12 protein-coding genes are annotated in these 18347 nt (G+C 32.3%); 3 read left to right on the forward strand and 9 right to left on the reverse strand.

Annotation, left to right across the window (positions count from 1 at the left end):
- Positions 1-47: 47 nt before the first annotated feature.
- From LQ677_RS10075 to LQ677_RS10095, 5 genes are all read right to left on the reverse strand, one after another.
- A complete protein-coding gene (locus LQ677_RS10075; protein ID WP_239748802.1) occupies positions 48-2840 on the reverse strand; it encodes a type I restriction endonuclease subunit R in 2793 nt (930 codons plus the stop codon).
- 260 nt (positions 2841-3100) lie between these two features.
- Positions 3101-4231: a hypothetical protein gene (locus LQ677_RS10080; protein WP_239748803.1), complete on the reverse strand. Its 1131-nt coding sequence runs from the start codon at positions 4229-4231 to the stop codon at positions 3101-3103.
- A gap of 205 nt (positions 4232-4436) precedes the next feature.
- Complete coding sequence (locus LQ677_RS10085; RefSeq protein ID WP_204255476.1) at positions 4437-4664, reverse strand: MerR family transcriptional regulator; 228 nt, start codon at positions 4662-4664, stop codon at positions 4437-4439.
- Between the two features lie 83 nt (positions 4665-4747).
- Entirely contained in the window at positions 4748-5617 is an 870-nt protein-coding gene (locus LQ677_RS10090; protein WP_239748804.1) for an alpha/beta hydrolase, read from the reverse strand.
- A gap of 184 nt (positions 5618-5801) precedes the next feature.
- Positions 5802-7199 carry an MDR family MFS transporter gene (locus LQ677_RS10095; RefSeq protein ID WP_037589661.1) on the reverse strand — a complete coding sequence of 466 codons (1398 nt, stop codon included), beginning with the start codon at positions 7197-7199 and terminating at the stop codon, positions 5802-5804.
- 220 nt (positions 7200-7419) lie between these two features.
- Between LQ677_RS10095 and LQ677_RS10100 the strand changes: the two genes are divergently transcribed.
- Positions 7420-8400, forward strand: a complete 981-nt coding sequence (locus LQ677_RS10100; protein ID WP_025904672.1) for a tRNA dihydrouridine synthase — start codon at positions 7420-7422, stop codon at positions 8398-8400.
- 247 nt (positions 8401-8647) lie between these two features.
- On the opposite strand, the gene LQ677_RS10105 is transcribed toward LQ677_RS10100, so the two are convergent.
- Positions 8648-9688, reverse strand: a complete 1041-nt coding sequence (locus tag LQ677_RS10105; protein WP_231296708.1) for an NAD(P)-dependent alcohol dehydrogenase — start codon at positions 9686-9688, stop codon at positions 8648-8650.
- Positions 9689-9996: 308 nt separating this feature from the next.
- Between LQ677_RS10105 and LQ677_RS10110 the strand changes: the two genes are divergently transcribed.
- Entirely contained in the window at positions 9997-11595 is a 1599-nt protein-coding gene (locus tag LQ677_RS10110; protein ID WP_239748805.1) for a fibronectin-binding protein FnbA, read from the forward strand.
- A 79-nt stretch (positions 11596-11674) separates the two neighbouring features.
- Here the strand turns inward: LQ677_RS10110 and LQ677_RS10115 are convergent, their stop codons facing one another.
- Together LQ677_RS10115 and LQ677_RS10120 are read right to left on the reverse strand one after the other, a co-directional pair.
- Entirely contained in the window at positions 11675-12508 is an 834-nt protein-coding gene (locus LQ677_RS10115; protein WP_196307558.1) for a trypsin-like serine peptidase, read from the reverse strand.
- Between the two features lie 144 nt (positions 12509-12652).
- Positions 12653-13162: a phage tail protein gene (locus LQ677_RS10120; protein WP_239748806.1), complete on the reverse strand. Its 510-nt coding sequence runs from the start codon at positions 13160-13162 to the stop codon at positions 12653-12655.
- A gap of 346 nt (positions 13163-13508) precedes the next feature.
- On the opposite strand from LQ677_RS10120, the gene LQ677_RS10125 reads away from it, so the two are divergent.
- The gene (locus tag LQ677_RS10125) at positions 13509-16538 is read left to right on the forward strand and encodes a YhgE/Pip domain-containing protein (RefSeq protein ID WP_239748807.1); all 3030 of its coding nucleotides are present in this window, start codon (positions 13509-13511) and stop codon (positions 16536-16538) included.
- A gap of 1240 nt (positions 16539-17778) precedes the next feature.
- Here the strand turns inward: LQ677_RS10125 and LQ677_RS10130 are convergent.
- Positions 17779-18261 (reverse strand): hypothetical protein, encoded by a 483-nt coding sequence (locus LQ677_RS10130; RefSeq protein WP_239748808.1) that lies wholly within the window; start codon positions 18259-18261, stop codon positions 17779-17781.
- Positions 18262-18347 lie beyond the last annotated feature (86 nt).

The following is an 18347-nucleotide window of genomic DNA, read 5'->3' on the forward strand; positions in this document are numbered from 1 at the left end:
ATATCAAAACCTCTGCAATATACTATTACAAAGGTTTTAATTACTATCTAAAAACTATATTTTGATGTCACTTCTTCAATAAATGATGCAATTGCTTTTTTAGTTTGTCGTTTTTCTCTAAGTTTCTTATCTCCGACAAGGTCCTTTAATTCATCTTGATTAACGATACCACTAAATTCAAACTCTCCCGTAATTGCCTTAAGTATTTCTTCATCTACTGCTTGTTGATGAGCAAACTTTTTAAACTCTTCTTCCCGTTTTGCATTTTCAAACTTGAGATAAACTTCATCTATATCATCTTCTTCAGTTAATTTAGGCACTACTTCATCTATAAACTCACGTATTAAGTCACGTTTAAGTCGAAGCGTTGGGTCATCTGCATTGTCTAATATACGTCTAATTTGTTCACGATTTCGTTGTTGTTCCTCTTTGTCTTTCAAATCGATCTTACGTACGAGTTCCATGATATATGACACATTAATCAAGTCATTACGCAGAATTTCTATTTCGAAATCTATATCATTTAATATCGTTACTTTTTCATTTTCACCGTGTTTATTCTTAACTTCATCGTATATCGCGAAGTATTTACTCTTGTAGTCTTCAAACTCTTGTTCACCCATACCTATATTTTCATTCGTAAAGTTGAATTCTTCGAAAGTTTTCAGTCTTAGCACTAATTTAGAAACAAGACGGAACGCTTCAACAAATGATTTTTTATCATTTTCATCAAAGACATTATCCATATCTTCTGGATTTTGAGCGATTGTTTTCAGTTCAGCTAACGCATCTACAAACTCAGATAAATACTCTTCATAACTTCTCATTAATATACGATCTGTATCCTCTGTTTGTGAGAATAACTTTAACGCCTCATCTGTTTGACGCTTCAAATTACGATAATTAACAATTTTCCCGAATGGTTTTGTTTCTTTTTCCACTCGATTAGTTCTTGAGTAAGCTTGAATTAAGTCATGATGTTTTAAGTTTCTATCGACATATAAAGTGTTCAACACTTTACTATCAAATCCAGTTAAGAACATATTCACAACGATTAGGACGTCTATTTTGCTATCTTTAACACCCTTTTTAACACTATTTGAAATATGATTGAAGTACCCTTGGAACGTATCTGTAGAAAAGTTTGTACCAAATGTTGCATTGTAATCCGCTATTATTTCATCTAATGAATCTCTAGAATGTTTTTCCTTTACATTACCTTCTGTACTTTCTTCATTTGGTGAATAAGAATACACACCTGCGATATTAAGCGGTTTATCATAATCTTTATTAATCTCTTTAAACACATTATAAAATTTAATAAGTGCTGGGATACTTTGAACTGTTAAGATTGCTGAATACTGTCTATTTCTAGTATATTTATCATGATTTTCAACAATATGTCTTGCAATGAGTCTAATTCGATCATCAGCGAGCCATACTTCATCTTTATTGATACCTTCAACCAATTCTTCTGAATCTAGATCTATATTTTTTGTTTTTATTGTATTAATATAATCCACTGAAAATCCTAATACATTACCGTCATGAATGGCATTTTTAATTAAATAAGTGTGTAAACATCTACCGAAGATATCTGCTGTACTTCTACCATCTTGACTTTTATTTTCTTCAAAGCGAGGTGTTCCTGTAAAACCAAAGTACTGAGCATTATTGAAATGTTGGCGAACGATACGGTGCATATCACCAAATTGACTACGATGACACTCATCAATAATAAATACGACTTTATTTGTCTTATATTGCTCTAATGCTTTAGGGTTACTTTGAATAGCTTTCGACATTTTTTGTATAGTTGTAACAATAAGCGGTAAGCTTCTATCATTTAACTGCCTAACAAGTTGCGAAGTATTATTTGTTTTATCTACTGCACCTTTAGCAAATTTATTAAACTCTTCTTCTGTCTGACTGTCTAAATCTTTACGGTCAACTAGGAATATTACTTTTTGGATGTCATCTTGTTCTGATAATATTTGACTCGCTTTAAACGAAGTTAATGTTTTACCGCTTCCAGTCGTATGCCAAATATAACCGTTATTGTTTGTTTCAGTCGCTTGATTGATTAATGCTTCAACAGCATGTACTTGATAAGGACGCATCGCCATGAGGATATGATCAGTCTCATTGATTATCATATAGCGTGAAATCATTTTAGCTAATTGGCATGGTCTTAAAAATGAATTAGTAAAGTCACTCAAATTATTAATACGCTTGTTATCTTTATCACTCCAATAAAACATATGGCTTTTTAATATATCACCATCATTATTAGATAGATAACGTGTTTCTACGCCATTACTTATAACGAATAATTGTATGTATCGAAATAGTCCTGTGTAGTTTTGTTTACGATAACGCATAACTTGGTTAAATGCTTCATTAATATCTACCCCACGACGCTTAAGTTCAATTTGAACTAGTGGTAATCCATTCACTAATATAGTGACATCATATCTTGCTTTATATTTATCGTTTACCGACACTTGATTTGTAATTTGAAATTTGTTTTTACACCAATTTTTTGTATCTAAAAATGATAAATATTCTTCAGTTTCATCATCACGCTTTAAAGGTAATTTATCGCGCAGAATACGCGCACTTTCAAAAATACTTTTCCCATTAATCATCGTTAATAAGCGTTGAAACTCTTTATCTGTTAATGGTTGATCTTTGAATTTATCAGCATGACGTTCATTGAGAATAGCACGGAAATTATCCAACAATTGTTGTTCATTTCTAATCGTTACAGTTTCATAGCCATTTGATTCTAACTGTTCCATCATTTCATTTTCTAGAGCAAATTCACTTTGGTATACCATAACATCCCCTACCTTTGTTTCTATTACAATTAATTATAATATATAACTCATTTTATGTGGTGTAAATTTTAAGATTATAGAATATATTTACCAATTATTTCGTTTTTGATATGAAGAAACTTTTTTATAGAAAAAACACTTACGTTAAATTCATTTAATTATGAAATCAACGAAAGTGTTTTTATTTTACTCCCACTTATTGAGGTTAGTGCAACAGCTACATTGTAGATCTTTTACATTTAGTATACGATTGATGAATATTAATGATACATAGCGATAACATTATCTAGATACTCCTCAAATTCTTTCAACCTAATTTCTTCGCTTAGTTCATCAACTATTTTATTGATTTCCTGTTTATATCTTTCTGATAAGTCTTCATTCTTTAATTTTGAATTATTCTTTTTCTTCTTTACAGGATATAAATTTTTATACGATATTGCTCCACTTGTACCCAATTCAAATAATCTTGGTTCAATTTCTTGTGAATAATTTACATCTTTAGAAGCACATTCTTTCTTAAATAAACCTTCCCATTTTCCTCTACTTCTTAAAATAACTATAGATTCTTTATCAGTAAGTAATTTTTCCAAAATAACTTTTGCACTAAGTATACTACTTTCTTGTTTCTTACTAAATCCAATATCATTAGATTCAGATGTTCTATATGGAATTAATTCTATATTAGTTATTTTTAATTTTATTAATGCTTCCTCAAATTTTTGTTCAACTTCACTATCATAGCATTTGGCTTTATTCATCTTTTTAAAAATTGAACTATAATGCTTCATACATCTGACATATCCAGGGCCACTTCCATGAAATACATGTGAATAATACTGTCCTAAATAATATGCTACTGCTTTAAACCTCTTTGAATGACCACTTTGCAAATAAAGTTTGAATTCTTGTTCGTTCTCACAATAGATTTTATATAATTTTTTTAATTCTTGTGATATTACATTTTCCTTAGACAAAATATGATTATAGTAAAAATCATGAAGCATACTAATTTCAACGTCATTTGTTTCATATACTTCTTTAGAATCAAACTCAACTCCATCAACAATATTTTTTTCAAGAGATACTTCACTTTGAATATATTCTCCGACTGTTGAACATTCTTCAGATGTTGTTTTATTCATATGTGTTCCCGGGTTAAATAATCCAATAATAAATTTAGAATTATCTATATCTCCTAGTATATGATTTGGTATACCCCACATCGCTGCTTTAGAGATTTTATTTAGTTTCTCCTTTTTATTTACCCATGAAAAATCATTATCAATTTCTTCTGGATTTTCATATAATTCTTGATATCTCTCAGCTTTTTCTTTAATTTCATCTTCATCCCAAAATTGAATGAATTCGTCCCATAATTTTTCGCTCATACAATTCTCTCCATTCAGTATTTATAATATTAATATACTTATTTAAATGGACATTAATTGTCTATTTATCTATATACTAAGAGTAATATGTGTAATCATAGCATAGAAGTTTTTGCTCTTTTTTATTAAATTAAAGTACATTCAAATTAAAAAAAACTGCGCAAGTAGTATTCATCTTCTCTACTTACACAGTTTATTTTTTTATCTATTCTTCTAGCTTTTTCATTACTTTCTTCGCAATTCCATCTATCATTTTATCCATAGTTTTATTCTTATTTCTACTTCTATTTAAGTTATCAATATGATAAGTCGATATTGTAAAGTAACGATATTGATTCGCATCTCTCGGAATTGTTAGTAAACCTACTTTTTCATAATACCTAATTTGTGATTTAGTAATGTTTAAACTTTTGGAAACATCGTCAATTCTCATACAATATACCTCCTTCATTTAAAACCTATCATTAAACCACACTTTAAGGTCAAATACTTTTTCGATTTACTTATTCAATCTCCCTACCTCCCCCACAGAAACTCTACTATCTCATTCGCGACTTGTTTGTTTTCGTGTAGTTCGCTGTGCTGGGCTGTTTTGCCTTCGTATTTGGATTCTTTATAGCTTTTTGGACTATTTCCTAGTAAATATTTTAAAGACTTTGATGAGCTGTTGGATACGCGGCCGTCTGAATTTGTGCCGTCTTGTAATTCACCATATATGTTTAATACTTCTATTTCTTGTCCTTTATAGATGTCTTTCAATTGTTGTAATTCTGGATAAGGTGGATTCATGCGACTTGGTTTCCCGCTTCTATCCACAATAATTTCATTTACTTGTTCATTCATATTTAATACACCGTTAAATGTACCGGCAATGTTCACTTCTTTATTCAACTGAGGTAATGTTTCATCATCCCCGTATTTCAACATATATTTAGCAAATGACAAATTCCCCATTGAATGTCCGACAAAATTAAATTTCTTAATGCCATATTCACTTTGTAATTTCGCTAGTACGTTTTTAAACCATTCTGCATTGAGATCCAGATCACCTTGTTTATTATTTTCTAGTTCTATTTGAACAATAGGATTAGTCGCACCTTTTTTAAGTTTGCCTTTTAATTCAACTTCTCCATCTTCAGATACATATGCTGTGATAACTTCTTTTGTGACGCCTTTTTTCTTCGCTTGTTGAACCATATATTTCTCTGAATTCGCACTTCCTGCATAACCATGTAGAAATAGTGTCGGTATTTGGCTGTTTATATAAGTTGAGTTTGTTGATTTAACTGTTGTTGAATGATGTTCGTTAGATGGTTTCGTCATAATCATGATTCCAAAAATCATTAGAATAACGATACCCATCCCCAAAATCCATAACTTCTTCACTACGATAACCTCAATTCTGTTATTTTGATTTAAGTATAAAGTATGTTTACATAAATTTCCTTATGTATTACTTATAACCCTGCAAGGGTCAGTCTGAGGGTTGTCTGATGTCATACTACTTGACCTATAAAAATAAGCATAAGACTGGGACATTATGTATGTCCCGCTCTCATGCTTCATTTCGTTATGCTTCTTTATAGCCTTTTTTAGATGTTGGGTTGATAATTGCTAATATTAATCCGAGTACCGCAACAATACAGATGACAACGTATGCGACACGTACGCCGTGTACTAATCCTTCTATTCCATATTCATGTGGGTTTAAGATGGCTGTGTTCATAACTGTTACTAATATTGCTGAACCCATTGCTGCGCCGACTTGTCTCATTGTATTATTCATCGATGTTCCATGTGGTACTAATTCACGTGATAAATTGTTTAACGCAGCTGTTGTTAATGGATTGAAGACCATCGCATTTGCTGCGAGTGAAATGGCAAAGAATATTGTGACATAAGCGAATGATGTGTGTGCATCGAGTTGTGTGAAAGCAAATGATGTTATCACGACAATTGAAACGCCTATGATGGATAATAACTTACCACCGTATTTATCGAATATTTTACCTGTGAATGGTGAAAGTAGACCTGTAATAATTCCACCTGGCATAAGTGCTAATCCTGACATCAATGGTGAATATCCGTGTAGATTTTGTAAGTAGAATGACAATACTGTTTGACTACCTATAAATGAAACAAAGACGATACAAACGATAATCATATTGATCGTAAAGGATTTATAGGTGAAGACACGTACGTTAAGAAACGGCTCAGTCATACTTAATTGTTTCACGATAAACATTGTTAAGATGACAATCCCTGCAATGATCATTGAATACACTAAAGGATGATGCCAGCCTAAATTACCCGCTTCACTAAATCCAAATAATAATGCCGCAAAGCCTAATGTCGACAGTGTAACAGACAGTTTATTAAGCTTCGGTTTCGTGACATCCGTTACATTCTTAACGAATTTCATCGCAAATAATAAATCTACAATAGCTACAACTAATAGAATGTAGAATATTACTTTCCAACTGTATTGAGATACGACCCAACCTGATAGAGTTGGACCGATTGCTGGTGCGAAACCGACGACTAATCCAAACATCCCCATTGCTTGTCCTCTTTTATCTGCTGGATAAACGAGGAATAACACTGTTTGCATTAAAGGCATCATAATACCAGCACCCATTGCTTGAACTGCACGTCCTGCGAGTATCACGCTAAATTGATCCGTTATAACACAAATAATAGAACCTACTATAAAGAATGTTAAAGCTGCAAAGTATAACGTTCTAGTCGTAAACCGCTGTGTTAAATATGCCGTAATCGGAATCATAATACCATTCACTAACATAAATATAGACGTTAGCCATTGTACTGTACTGCTCGTTAAATGCATTTCTTTCATAATACTTGGTAAGGCTGTAGTCATGAGTGTCTGGTTCAAAATGGCCACAAATGACCCTACCATCAAAATCGTAATAAGCAAAGTCTTATCCCGGTGTTTCAACTCTTCCACGACGACATCTCCTCGAAAGCTTTCTCTAATATCATCATGTTATACAAAGCCACACGAGAAAGTCAAAATGCATGCTTTACGGATTAAATTGTTTAGATGTTATGACAAGTAATCTGAATTAAAATGAGTAAATATCCTTTTGTATAAGTTGCACTTTTATGGTAATATCATCATGGATAAATATTTAATAAATTAATAAATAAGAAGGTTAAAATATATTATGAAAGAAAATTTTTGGAGTGAATTGCCACGTCCATTTTTTATTTTGGCACCTATGGAAGACGTTACGGATATCGTCTTTCGTCACGTAGTCAGTGAAGCAGCGAGACCAGATGTCTTTTTCACTGAGTTTACAAATACGGAAAGTTTTTGTCACCCTGAAGGTATACACAGTGTTCGCGGACGCTTAACATTCAGTGAAGATGAACAACCTATCGTCGCACATATATGGGGCGACAAGCCAGATCATTTCCGAGAAATGAGTATCGGAATGGCAGAAATGGGCTTTAAAGGGATTGATTTGAATATGGGATGTCCTGTAGCAAACGTTGCAGGCAAAGGTAAAGGTTCTGGCTTAATACTAAGACCTGAACGTGCTGCTGAAATTATTCAAGCAGCAAAAGCTGGTGGTCTACCGGTAAGTGTTAAGACACGCCTCGGTTATTATGATATAGAAGAATGGAGAGATTGGTTAAAGCATGTCTTCGAACAAGATATCGCAAACTTATCTATTCATCTTCGTACGCGTAAAGAAATGAGTAAAGTAGATGCACACTGGGAATTAATCGAAGCAATCAAGAATTTGCGTGACGAAATCGCACCTAATACATTGTTAACGATTAACGGTGATATTCCTGATAGAAAGACAGGTCTTGAGCTTGCTGAAAAATACGGCATCGATGGTGTTATGATCGGTAGAGGTATCTTCAATAATCCATTCGCATTTGAGAAAGAGCCTCGCGAACATACAAGTAAAGAACTATTAGACTTACTCAGATTACATCTCACATTATTCGATAAATACGCAACTAGTGAAACACGACAATTCAAAAGCTTACGTAGATTCTTCAAAATATACGTACGTAGCATGAGAGGCGCTAGCGAATTAAGACATCAATTAATGAGTACAGAAACAACAGACGAAGTACGCGCATTACTAGATGAATTCGAAGCCCAAATGGAAGACGTCGTAGAATCTTAAAATGAATCAATAAAGGAATCCCCTGTTAACGTTGGAGTTAGCAGGGGATTTTTTGTTGGGTAGTGTGGGATTGTTGGGTGAGTTAGTTACAAAAGTTAGGGAATCTGTAATTAACGAGCGCCTTAGTTACAAAACTCGCCCAAACTGTTACTAACGGGTGCCTTAGTTACAAAACTCTGCGAAAGTGTTACTAACAACACCACTTTAAAACAAAAAAGTGCCCATCATATGGACACTTTTTACGTTATTACATTGTGCTTGTATCGATTACGAAACGATATTTAACATCAGATGATAAGACTCTTTCATATGCTTCGTCTATTTGATCTGCTGAAATTAGTTCGATTTGTGGTCTAATGTTATGTTCTGAACAGAAGTCTAACATTTCTTGTGTTTCTCTTATACCACCTATTGCTGAACCTGCAAATGATCTACGGTGACCGATTAAGTTTGCTACGCGTAATGATACGGGTTCTGCTGGTGCACCTACGTTTACAAGTGTACCGTCTAATCTTAATAATCTAAGATAATCATCTATTGGTAAATTAGCACTTACCGTATTAATAATTAAATCAAATGAGTTAGCAAGTTCTTCAAATGTTGACTCATCACTTGTTGCATAATAATGAGAAGCGCCTAATTTCAAGCCGTCTTCTTTTTTATTTAATGTACGTGATAATACTGTTACATCAGCGCCCATTGCATGTGCAATTTGAACAGCCATATGACCAAGTCCACCCATACCGATAACAGCTACATTTTTACCTTCGTATGCTTTCCAGTGGTTTAAAGGTGAATACGTTGTAATACCTGCACAAAGTAAAGGTGCCGCTTCATCCAAAGGAATATTATCTGGAATACGTAGTACGAAATCTTCATGTACAACGATATGTGTTGAATAACCACCTTGAGTAGGTTCACCATATCTGTCAGTACCTGCATATGTACCAACCATTCCTTTTACGCAGTATTGTTCTTCTCCATTTTGACAATGTTCACATTCGCCACATGAATCAACCATACAACCAACACCAACACGGTCATCTACTTGATATTTACTTACATCAGAACCAACTTCTTTAACAATACCCGCAATCTCGTGACCCGGTACTAAAGGATAGTTCACTGGTCCCCATTCTCCATGTGCAGTGTGAATATCTGAATGGCATATTCCTGCATATTTAATTTCTATCAAAATATCATGTTTATCTAAATCTCTTCTCGTAATTTCTGTCGCAAAAAAATTAGAATCCGGACTACTTACTGCTCTCGCTTTAGCATTTAGCATCATAAATTCCTCCGTTACTTACTGGATAGAATACTATATTTGTATTCTTCTTTGCTTATATTAGACTCGTGTGGAATCATCGTCAATTCATATGACTTACGCACTTTATTGCATATTATGCATTGTTATAAATATTAAAAATTACTTTAAAACAAAAATGTTTGTTATATGTATAAACTTTATTTTTCAATATTTTGTAAACAGTTACATATTTATGAAAAAACCTATTGTTTTATTAATATCCGTGAGGTATAAATATATTAGATAGATGTAATATGTAACATAATACGGGATGGAGTTGAATTTTAATGCAAAGGAACACTTATCAAAGATTTTCATTAAGAAAGTTCAAAATCGGGACGGGATCTATTTTATTGGGAACTTTATTAGTCATGGGTATTCAACATGAAGCACAAGCAAGTGAAAATAGCGCAGTAGAAACAGACAATACAAGCATCAATAGTGAAACTACAAATACAGATTCAGAAAATACTGCTGTGGAACAACCAAGCGATGCTACACAACCAGAAACGACTAATGAATCGAACGAGAACACAGACGTTACAACAAATGAAGCAAGTGAGACACCTGAAGATAATAACGATGAAGCTACTTCTTATGCTGCAAAGCAATATCCTGATCAAGACACAAATTCTATTGCAGTAAACAATGAGGCTGATGCTAAAAAGGATACAGATAAAGATGGTGCTTTGACGTATTTCAATGGGCAAAATGGTTATGTGCCTGAACAAACACAAACTGTTAAAAACGGCGTGAAAACAAGCGAGCATTGTACAGCTGATGAAGTGACAACTGAATATACAAATAAAGTTAATCTTAATGCTAAAAGTGTTATGGATACAAATTTAGATGACTATTCTAACAATGGTTTTCAAGAAAAAGTGAAAAATCCAAATAACCATCCAAATGCAACTGACGCTCATAATTATGGCCCGGGAAATTTAGAAGTTCACCATTGGCAAAGTGGTCCAAATGAAGCAACAACAGCACAAAATTGGAGAATTGTTTTTGCGACTGACTATGCAATTGATAATGCTGTTATGCGCGTGACGTTGCCTTATGATAATGTCACAACTTCTGATGCGTCTGATTGGTTAGTGAATAGATATTATCCTGCTGTTTCAAAGGATGGTAAGAGTTCATATACGAATATCATTACACCTGAAAACATCACATTTGATGGTAATATCGCAATCATTAACTTAGGTAACGTAGTAGCAAATAGTGCTTACGGTATTGTATTTAATAAACAATTTGATACACCACAAGACTTTAGTGGCGGACCGCTTACTACAAGTGTCAATGTTAGTGGAGAGTGGAACGAAGAAGATTTACTCAGACAATTAGAACTTAAAAAAGAAGCTATGCGTGCACAAGGTATGTCTGAAGAAGAGATTAATAAAGCAGAATTAGATTATATCAAATCAAGTTTAACACCTAAACAAGTAGAATATATCAATGAAGTATGTGAAATTCCAGACAACCCAGATAATCCTGATAACCCGGATAATCCGGAGAACCCAGACAATCCGGACAACCCTGATAATCCTGACAACCCAGATAAACCTGACAACCCAGATAATCCGAGCAACCCAGATAATCCGAGCAACCCAGATAATCCAGGAAACATGGATAAAACTGGCCATTCAAACAATGTTGTCCCAGTTAAATCAGACAACTCAGTTAGCTCAAACAACATAGTGAAACTAAATAATAATAATCAAGCACACACTTCTAAAGATACTAATCATAAAGATACTCATAAATTACCAGATACAGGTGAATCTAAAGTAGAACATACTACATTATTTGGTACACTTATCGCTATGTTAGGATCAGCATTCCTATTATTTAGACGCAAAAAGACATCAGAAGATAAAGAATAATTAATAAGATAATACACGATTAAAGATCCACAAAATAACAGAGCATCTCTCAATAATTGAGGGATGCTCTGTTTATATATTATCGATTATGTTTAAGTATAAACGCTCTTGGATTTCCGTAAATTGATTCTCCTCCAGCTACTTCTTGTTTAGCATACTGGTAGCCTGAATTACCTCTCAAATTATACCCATACGTTCTTAATGCATATACTTCAAAATTACCATTTACCATTGGAGAACCTGAATCTCCCGCTCTAAACTTATCTTTCGTCATTAATTCTGCTTTATTAGAAGACTCTTGTAAAAATTTCAACTTATTCCAATAAGCGTATGTATTATTTCCATTAACGACTGGATAGCCTAATGAGTATAAATTATCATTGAATTTCAATGATTTGATTTGTTTATTAGTTGCTAGTTTTAAAGGTTGAACTTTTGCCTTTTGAACCATATTTTCTTTCGTTTCTACGACGACCATATCATAAGCAGGAACCTTATAAATTTTTTTAGCTTGGAATTGATAAGGTATTTTTTTGCCATCTCGATTTAATTGGAATTTTATTTTTTTAGGATCCGTTTGTCTGCCATTTGCTCTTTCAACAACATGTGCATTCGTAACAAATGTATGGTTACCTACTACAAAGCCTGTTCCCATACTATCTTTACCCGGACCTTTCCAGCCATCCATATTAGAAACACGACCAACCGCTTTATATTTATTCTTATGCGCATAATCATAACGCTTCATGATAATATCTTTATTATTTATTTTTTGAGCTTTCTTATATGCAGAATTAGCATTCCAGCTTTCCATACCATTATAATAATAATTTCCCACCGCATCCGCTTTGTTAACTGCAAACAATAATAGTAAAAGCCCTAAAATCAATGTAACGACCTTTTTTGAATACATATTCTATCCTCCTAAAGTTAATAAAATGCTACTTATCTTTAGTTAAATACAATACATGGACATATAATGACCATTTAATAAATTTAATATATTTTTTTGATTGTCTATTAGAGTACAAAAATAGCGAAGCATATTTACGCTTCGCTATTCTAATATTTCATAACAAACATCTATAAACTCTTTAAACTCCAATTTTATATTGCTAATCATATCTTTCGAGCTGCTTATAATATCTATAACATCGTTACTAATATAGATTATATTTTGCTTATTATAGAATATGATATAAGGTTGAATCATACCTTTTTGGATATATAAACAATAATTAATGATTTCATCATTTTTTAAGTTCTCTGTAGTTACTATTATATATTCTTCATTTGAAGTGTGTAGTTCTTCTTTCCAGTTTGTAATTTTGAAGAAACGACCCAATCGTGTTTTTTCTCTAAATTTAACAGGATATTTATACTCTGATAAAAACGAACACTTTGTTTTAGTTTGGTTGGTAAATAATTGATTAATAATATTGGAAAGTTGCTTCTTGTTTACGTATTCTACATCAAAACGCACTCTATTTTCATTAGATACTTGAAAAAAAGGCGTTTCACTTTCTAGATCAAAGTTTATGTTCATTTCTTCGAGGTTAATAATCATTTTTAATCTCCTATTCACTTTCTATTAATACTGCAATATAAAATATTATTCCTATTATCTAATATTTCACATATCGATTCAATTACCAATAGACATTCACTCCACCCTCTTTCAATGCAGACATTACATCTGCAGTCTTTGAAAGAAGGCTTTTTTGTCGATATCCAAAAATAGAAATATTTTCTATTTTAATATACTGATATATCTATAACATGGTATTTCGGTCATATATTAGCGTTTATAAATATACTGATATAACAAAAGGGATTGAATTGATTTTGAACATGGGGTATGATAGCGGTATTGATATTTATAGTACATGTCATGTACTAATGGATAAGGAGTTATGATTTTGAAGAAACCATTTGAAATTTTTATTGAAGATATTAAAAATATCAAACGTGTGCCGTTTGTGATTATATTATTATTAGGTCTTTCTATTTTGCCATCATTCTATGCGTGGTTTAATTTAAGTTCTACGTGGGATCCATACAACAATACGCAAGGTATTAAAATTGCTGTCGTGAATGAAGATAAGGGTGCTAAGGTTGAAGGTAAAGAAATTAACGTTGGTGACCAATTAGTTGAACAATTGAAGAAGAACGATAAGTTTGGATGGGAATTTGTGAATCGTAAGAAGGCTGACAATGGTGTTGAAAAAGGTGATTATTATGCCTCTATATATTTACATAAGACTTTTTCTGATGAAGTCACAAGCATCTATCATAAGAAACCAAAGAAAGCCGTTATTGATTACAAAGTAAACGAGAAATTAAATGCCATTGCACCTAAAATGACAAACGCTGGTGCATCATCCATTGTAGATTCTTTAAATAAAGAGTTTGGCGAGAATGCAACGAAAGCATTATTAAAAGAAGCAAATCAAGTTGGTTTAGATCTTGAAAATGAATTACCTACTTTAAGCAAAATTAAAAACGCTGTATATACTGCTGAAGATAATCTTCCTAAAATAGAAGAATTCAAAGAGAAAGTAATAGAAATTGATGAACATCAAGATGACATCACAAAGTATAAAGATGAATTCGAAGCACTTGGAAATTACAAAGGCGACATTAATGAAGGCGTTAAGAAGATTAATGAAGTAAACAGTAAAATGGGTGACATTAACCAAGCAGCTCAATTAATTACGAAACTAAATGCCAAAATGCCTGAAATCGAAAGTGCATTAGCAAAAGCGAATAAAGTACAGCAACAATTTCCTAAAATCAATAAAGGCGTACCTCAAGGTATTGAAGCAACTGAAAAAGCATTAGCAGCTATCAATAAAGCAGAACAATATTTACCTGAATTAAATCGTAAATTAGATCAGTATGAAGCAGATGCTAAAAAAGCTCAGGAAAAAACTGAAAAAGCGAACGAAAAGCTGAAATCAGAACAAGAGAAAGACAAGAAAGATAATAAAGATAACAAAGCGAAACCTGAACAAAGTACAAAAGAACCTCAACAGTCGTCAGAAGAAGAAAACAAAGAAGATAATAATAAGGAACAAAATGCTGAAGATCAAGAAAGTGATAAAGAACAAGCAGACGATGCTTCTAAAGAAGAAACTGAAGAAAAAGCATCAACTGAAGATCAAGATAAAGATAATGATATCGTAACAACGCAACAAGCTTATGAAGAAGAAAATGATAATAACGAAAATAATGACCAAGCTTCTAAAAATGTATTAACTGATCAAGAATTAAATGAAATGAAATCTGCACTGAGCGAATCTTTAACAGCACTCGCAGACTACAGTAATGAACAAGCTACTATGAACAAAAAAGATTTAGAAAGCATGCAAGCTATTAATCAAAGTATCTTGATGAGCCAAGACAGTAAACAACTTGCTGACACTGTGAAAAACAATCAATCACGTTTAAAACAAGGTGTCACTTTTAATAATTCTATGATTGATATTTTAAAGGAACTTCAGAAATCTGAAGGTATTGATACTTCATCAGCCATTTCACAATTTGAATCAGCTAACAAAGATTTACAAAGTGTTATTAATGGACAAAGCAATCTGATTAATGCTTTAAATAACGGTAAATCTGGCAAAGAAGAAGTATTAGCATTAGATAAATTAATAGATTCTAATCTTATATCTTTAGACAATTTATTAAAATATACGAGCAGTGATTTTAAGACGACTTTAATGGAAGGCGTTAATCAAATCGATCAAGCGTTAACTAAAGGTATCGATGATATCGCGAAGATTAGAAGTTCCATGAACATGATAGATAATGTGATTCAAACTGGGAAAAGTTCCTTACAAAATGGTCATGATTTATTAGTCAGCATCAACAATGAATTACCTGAACTCGAAAGAAAGTTTAATAACATTAATGAAGTAGCTCAAACAAACTTCCCTAAATTTAAAGAACAAGTCGGTAAAGGTGCTTATTATGTTGAAAATGAACTACCAAATGTTCAATCAGAAGTTAAAAAGCTCGCACAGTTCTCAAATAATGATTTACCAACAATGATTGATAAATACGATCGTGCTGTTCAATTAATAGACGACAACTTACCAGAAGCTCAAAAAGAAATTCATGACTTAGCAGAATTTGCGCGTAATGATTTGCCAGGTATTGAAGAAGATATTAAGAAAGCAGCGAAGAAAGTTAGAGAAATAGATAAAGATGATACAGTTCACGAATTGATTAAATTATTGAAAAATGATTTAAAGAAACAAGCAGATATTATCGCACATCCAATAGAATTAAAAGAAGAATCATTATTTAGTGTGCCAAACTACGGAACAGCAAGTACACCATTCTATACTTCTTTAGCAATTTGGGTAGGTGCTTTACTATTATCTAACTTATTAACAACAGATATTAAAAATCCAGAAATTAAGCAGAAATATTCATTGAGAGAAACATTCGTTGGAAAGAGCTTTATATTCATTATTATAGGTATTATACAGTCCATTATCGTGTCACTAGGAGATATGTTTATATTAGGCGCAGCAATCGATAATAGATTATTATTTATACTATTAGCTGTACTCGTTTCAATCGTATTTATATGTATCGTCTATACATTAGTGTCCCTATTCGGTAACGTAGGTAAAGCATTAGCAATTGTCATTATGGTACTACAAATAGCAGGAGGTGGTGGGACATTCCCGATACAAGTCACACCAAAATTCTTCCAAGCCATACATCCGTACTTGCCATTTACTTATGCTGTAGATGCTTTAAGAGAAGCGGTCGGAGGCGTCGTACCAGAAATACTCATATACAATCTCATATGCCTCGTATTATTCGGCGTCGTCATATTCACAATAGGATTTATCGTTAAACCAATACTCGATCCATGGAAAAAGAAAACAATCAAACGCGCCGAAGACAGTTACTTAATGGAATAATTAAATGATGTAAAAAATAACCGCCCGATTCGTAGTGAGAGCTACAGGATCGGGCGGTTTTTTGGTTTGTATTAAATTACTGTATGAATTCATAACCGTATGCTCTATTCACAAAATAAGACCCCCTACCTTCTTAATTTCAACAAAACTTCTATTCATAGAAGATGTCTAACTAAGCGTAGAAGGTCGATACTTATACTGAAAATTATAGAGTACTAAAACAAGTGGAATCACTGGATGTCATTAATGTTCGTATACCTTATGCCTAAAACTACAGAGTACTAAAACAACTAAACTTGAAGACGAATGTCGGCATAGATATACCTTATACCTAAAATTACAGAGTACTAAAACAAGTGGAATCACTGGATGTCATTAATGTTCGTATACCTTATGCCTAAAATTACAGAGTTCTAAAACTGTCACGCTGATTGTAATAATCTTCGGGTCGTCTACATTATACCTAAAATTACAGAGTACTAAAACTCAAAATATCGTAACCATATAAATTAGCTTATATACCTTATACCTAAAATTACAGAGTTCTAAAACCCATTACTGCCATAATAATTAGTGCTAATAATATACCTTATACCTAAAATTACAGAGTACTAAAACCATCAGTATTTTCTTTTAACTTAACTGCATGTCTACCGCATACCTAAAATTACTGAGTACTAAAACGGCATCGTCAGAACTTGTATTCAGATTCTTGTCTACCTCATACCTAATATTACAGAGTTCTAAAACCAGAAGGGAATGGTTTGTTCGGTTCTTTTTGTCTACCTTATACCTAATATTACAGAGTACTAAAACGTCTTGATAATAAGGGTAATTAGTTCGTTGTATTTCTTATACCTAAAATTACAGAGTACTAAAACTTTGAGTGACTTTTTTATTTGTAAATTTTTATATACCTTATACCTAAAATTACAGAGTACTAAAACTGCCTGACCTTTGTGGTTCTTTCGTCTTCGTATACCTTATACCTAAAATTACAGAGTACTAAAACTATCTATAGTTAACCTTTTTAAAGGCTGTTATATACCTTATACCTAAAATTACAGAGTACTAAAACTCAACATCAGCAAGCAACAAGGCACTACCAATATACCTTATACCTAAAATTACAGAGTACTAAAACTATATATCACCATCTTCTGTATACGCAACAATATACCTTATACCTAAAATTACAGAGTACTAAAACCTCTAGCACAATTATAAACTCAAATTATTATTAAGAAAATAGATAAGTCGATAATGCTAATGAAATTTTTGTTTTATCAATTTCTAATGTGTACTCTAAATTACAATGCTTTAAAAATGAAACAATAATATAAAGATCGATATCATTAAAAGCAATGATATCCGCAAGCAAATAGTTGGAAATAATCGGTTTTATTTCTAAAACTGAACAATATTTTACAAATAAATATTCAAATCTTTCTTTAATTCGTTCTTTTTCGAGATTAATAGGTGCATTCCAATAGCTATGTTCAAAAAATGATTCTGTAATCTTTTGAACATTATTAATAAAATAATTGAGTCCTTTAAGGTTATCAGATAAAAAATATGGTGATTCGGTTAAAACAATAACTGGAACAGGTAAGTTGTTTAGTATATTTCTAAACCTTATTTGTTCTTTAATGCTAAGGCCCGCTTCTGGATATAAATAGATTACAAATGCTTTTTCTTTTGCTTGATAATTCATTTCATCCACTACTAATGGGACGACTTGTTCTAAACGAGTAATGAGTCTGGCATAATCTTCCGAATAAACATATTTAAATGAGAGTAGCTTTATGA

The organism is Mammaliicoccus sp. Q-M61 (assembly GCF_022386055.1).
Taxonomy (GTDB): domain Bacteria; phylum Bacillota; class Bacilli; order Staphylococcales; family Staphylococcaceae; genus Mammaliicoccus; species Mammaliicoccus sciuri_A.

Excerpts from the sequence above, each read along its gene's own strand:
- LQ677_RS10075 (WP_239748802.1), bottom strand. The coding sequence starts at position 2,840 with ATGGTATACCAAAGTGAATTTGCTCTAGAAAATGAAATGATGGAACAG.
- LQ677_RS10080 (WP_239748803.1), bottom strand. The coding sequence starts at position 4,231 with ATGAGCGAAAAATTATGGGACGAATTCATTCAATTTTGGGATGAAGAT.
- LQ677_RS10085 (WP_204255476.1), bottom strand. The coding sequence starts at position 4,664 with ATGAGAATTGACGATGTTTCCAAAAGTTTAAACATTACTAAATCACAA.
- LQ677_RS10100 (WP_025904672.1), top strand. The coding sequence starts at position 7,420 with ATGAAAGAAAATTTTTGGAGTGAATTGCCACGTCCATTTTTTATTTTG.
- LQ677_RS10105 (WP_231296708.1), bottom strand. The coding sequence starts at position 9,688 with ATGCTAAATGCTAAAGCGAGAGCAGTAAGTAGTCCGGATTCTAATTTT.
- LQ677_RS10110 (WP_239748805.1), top strand. The coding sequence starts at position 9,997 with ATGCAAAGGAACACTTATCAAAGATTTTCATTAAGAAAGTTCAAAATC.
- LQ677_RS10115 (WP_196307558.1), bottom strand. The coding sequence starts at position 12,508 with ATGTATTCAAAAAAGGTCGTTACATTGATTTTAGGGCTTTTACTATTA.
- LQ677_RS10120 (WP_239748806.1), bottom strand. The coding sequence starts at position 13,162 with ATGATTATTAACCTCGAAGAAATGAACATAAACTTTGATCTAGAAAGT.
- LQ677_RS10125 (WP_239748807.1), top strand. The coding sequence starts at position 13,509 with ATGATTTTGAAGAAACCATTTGAAATTTTTATTGAAGATATTAAAAAT.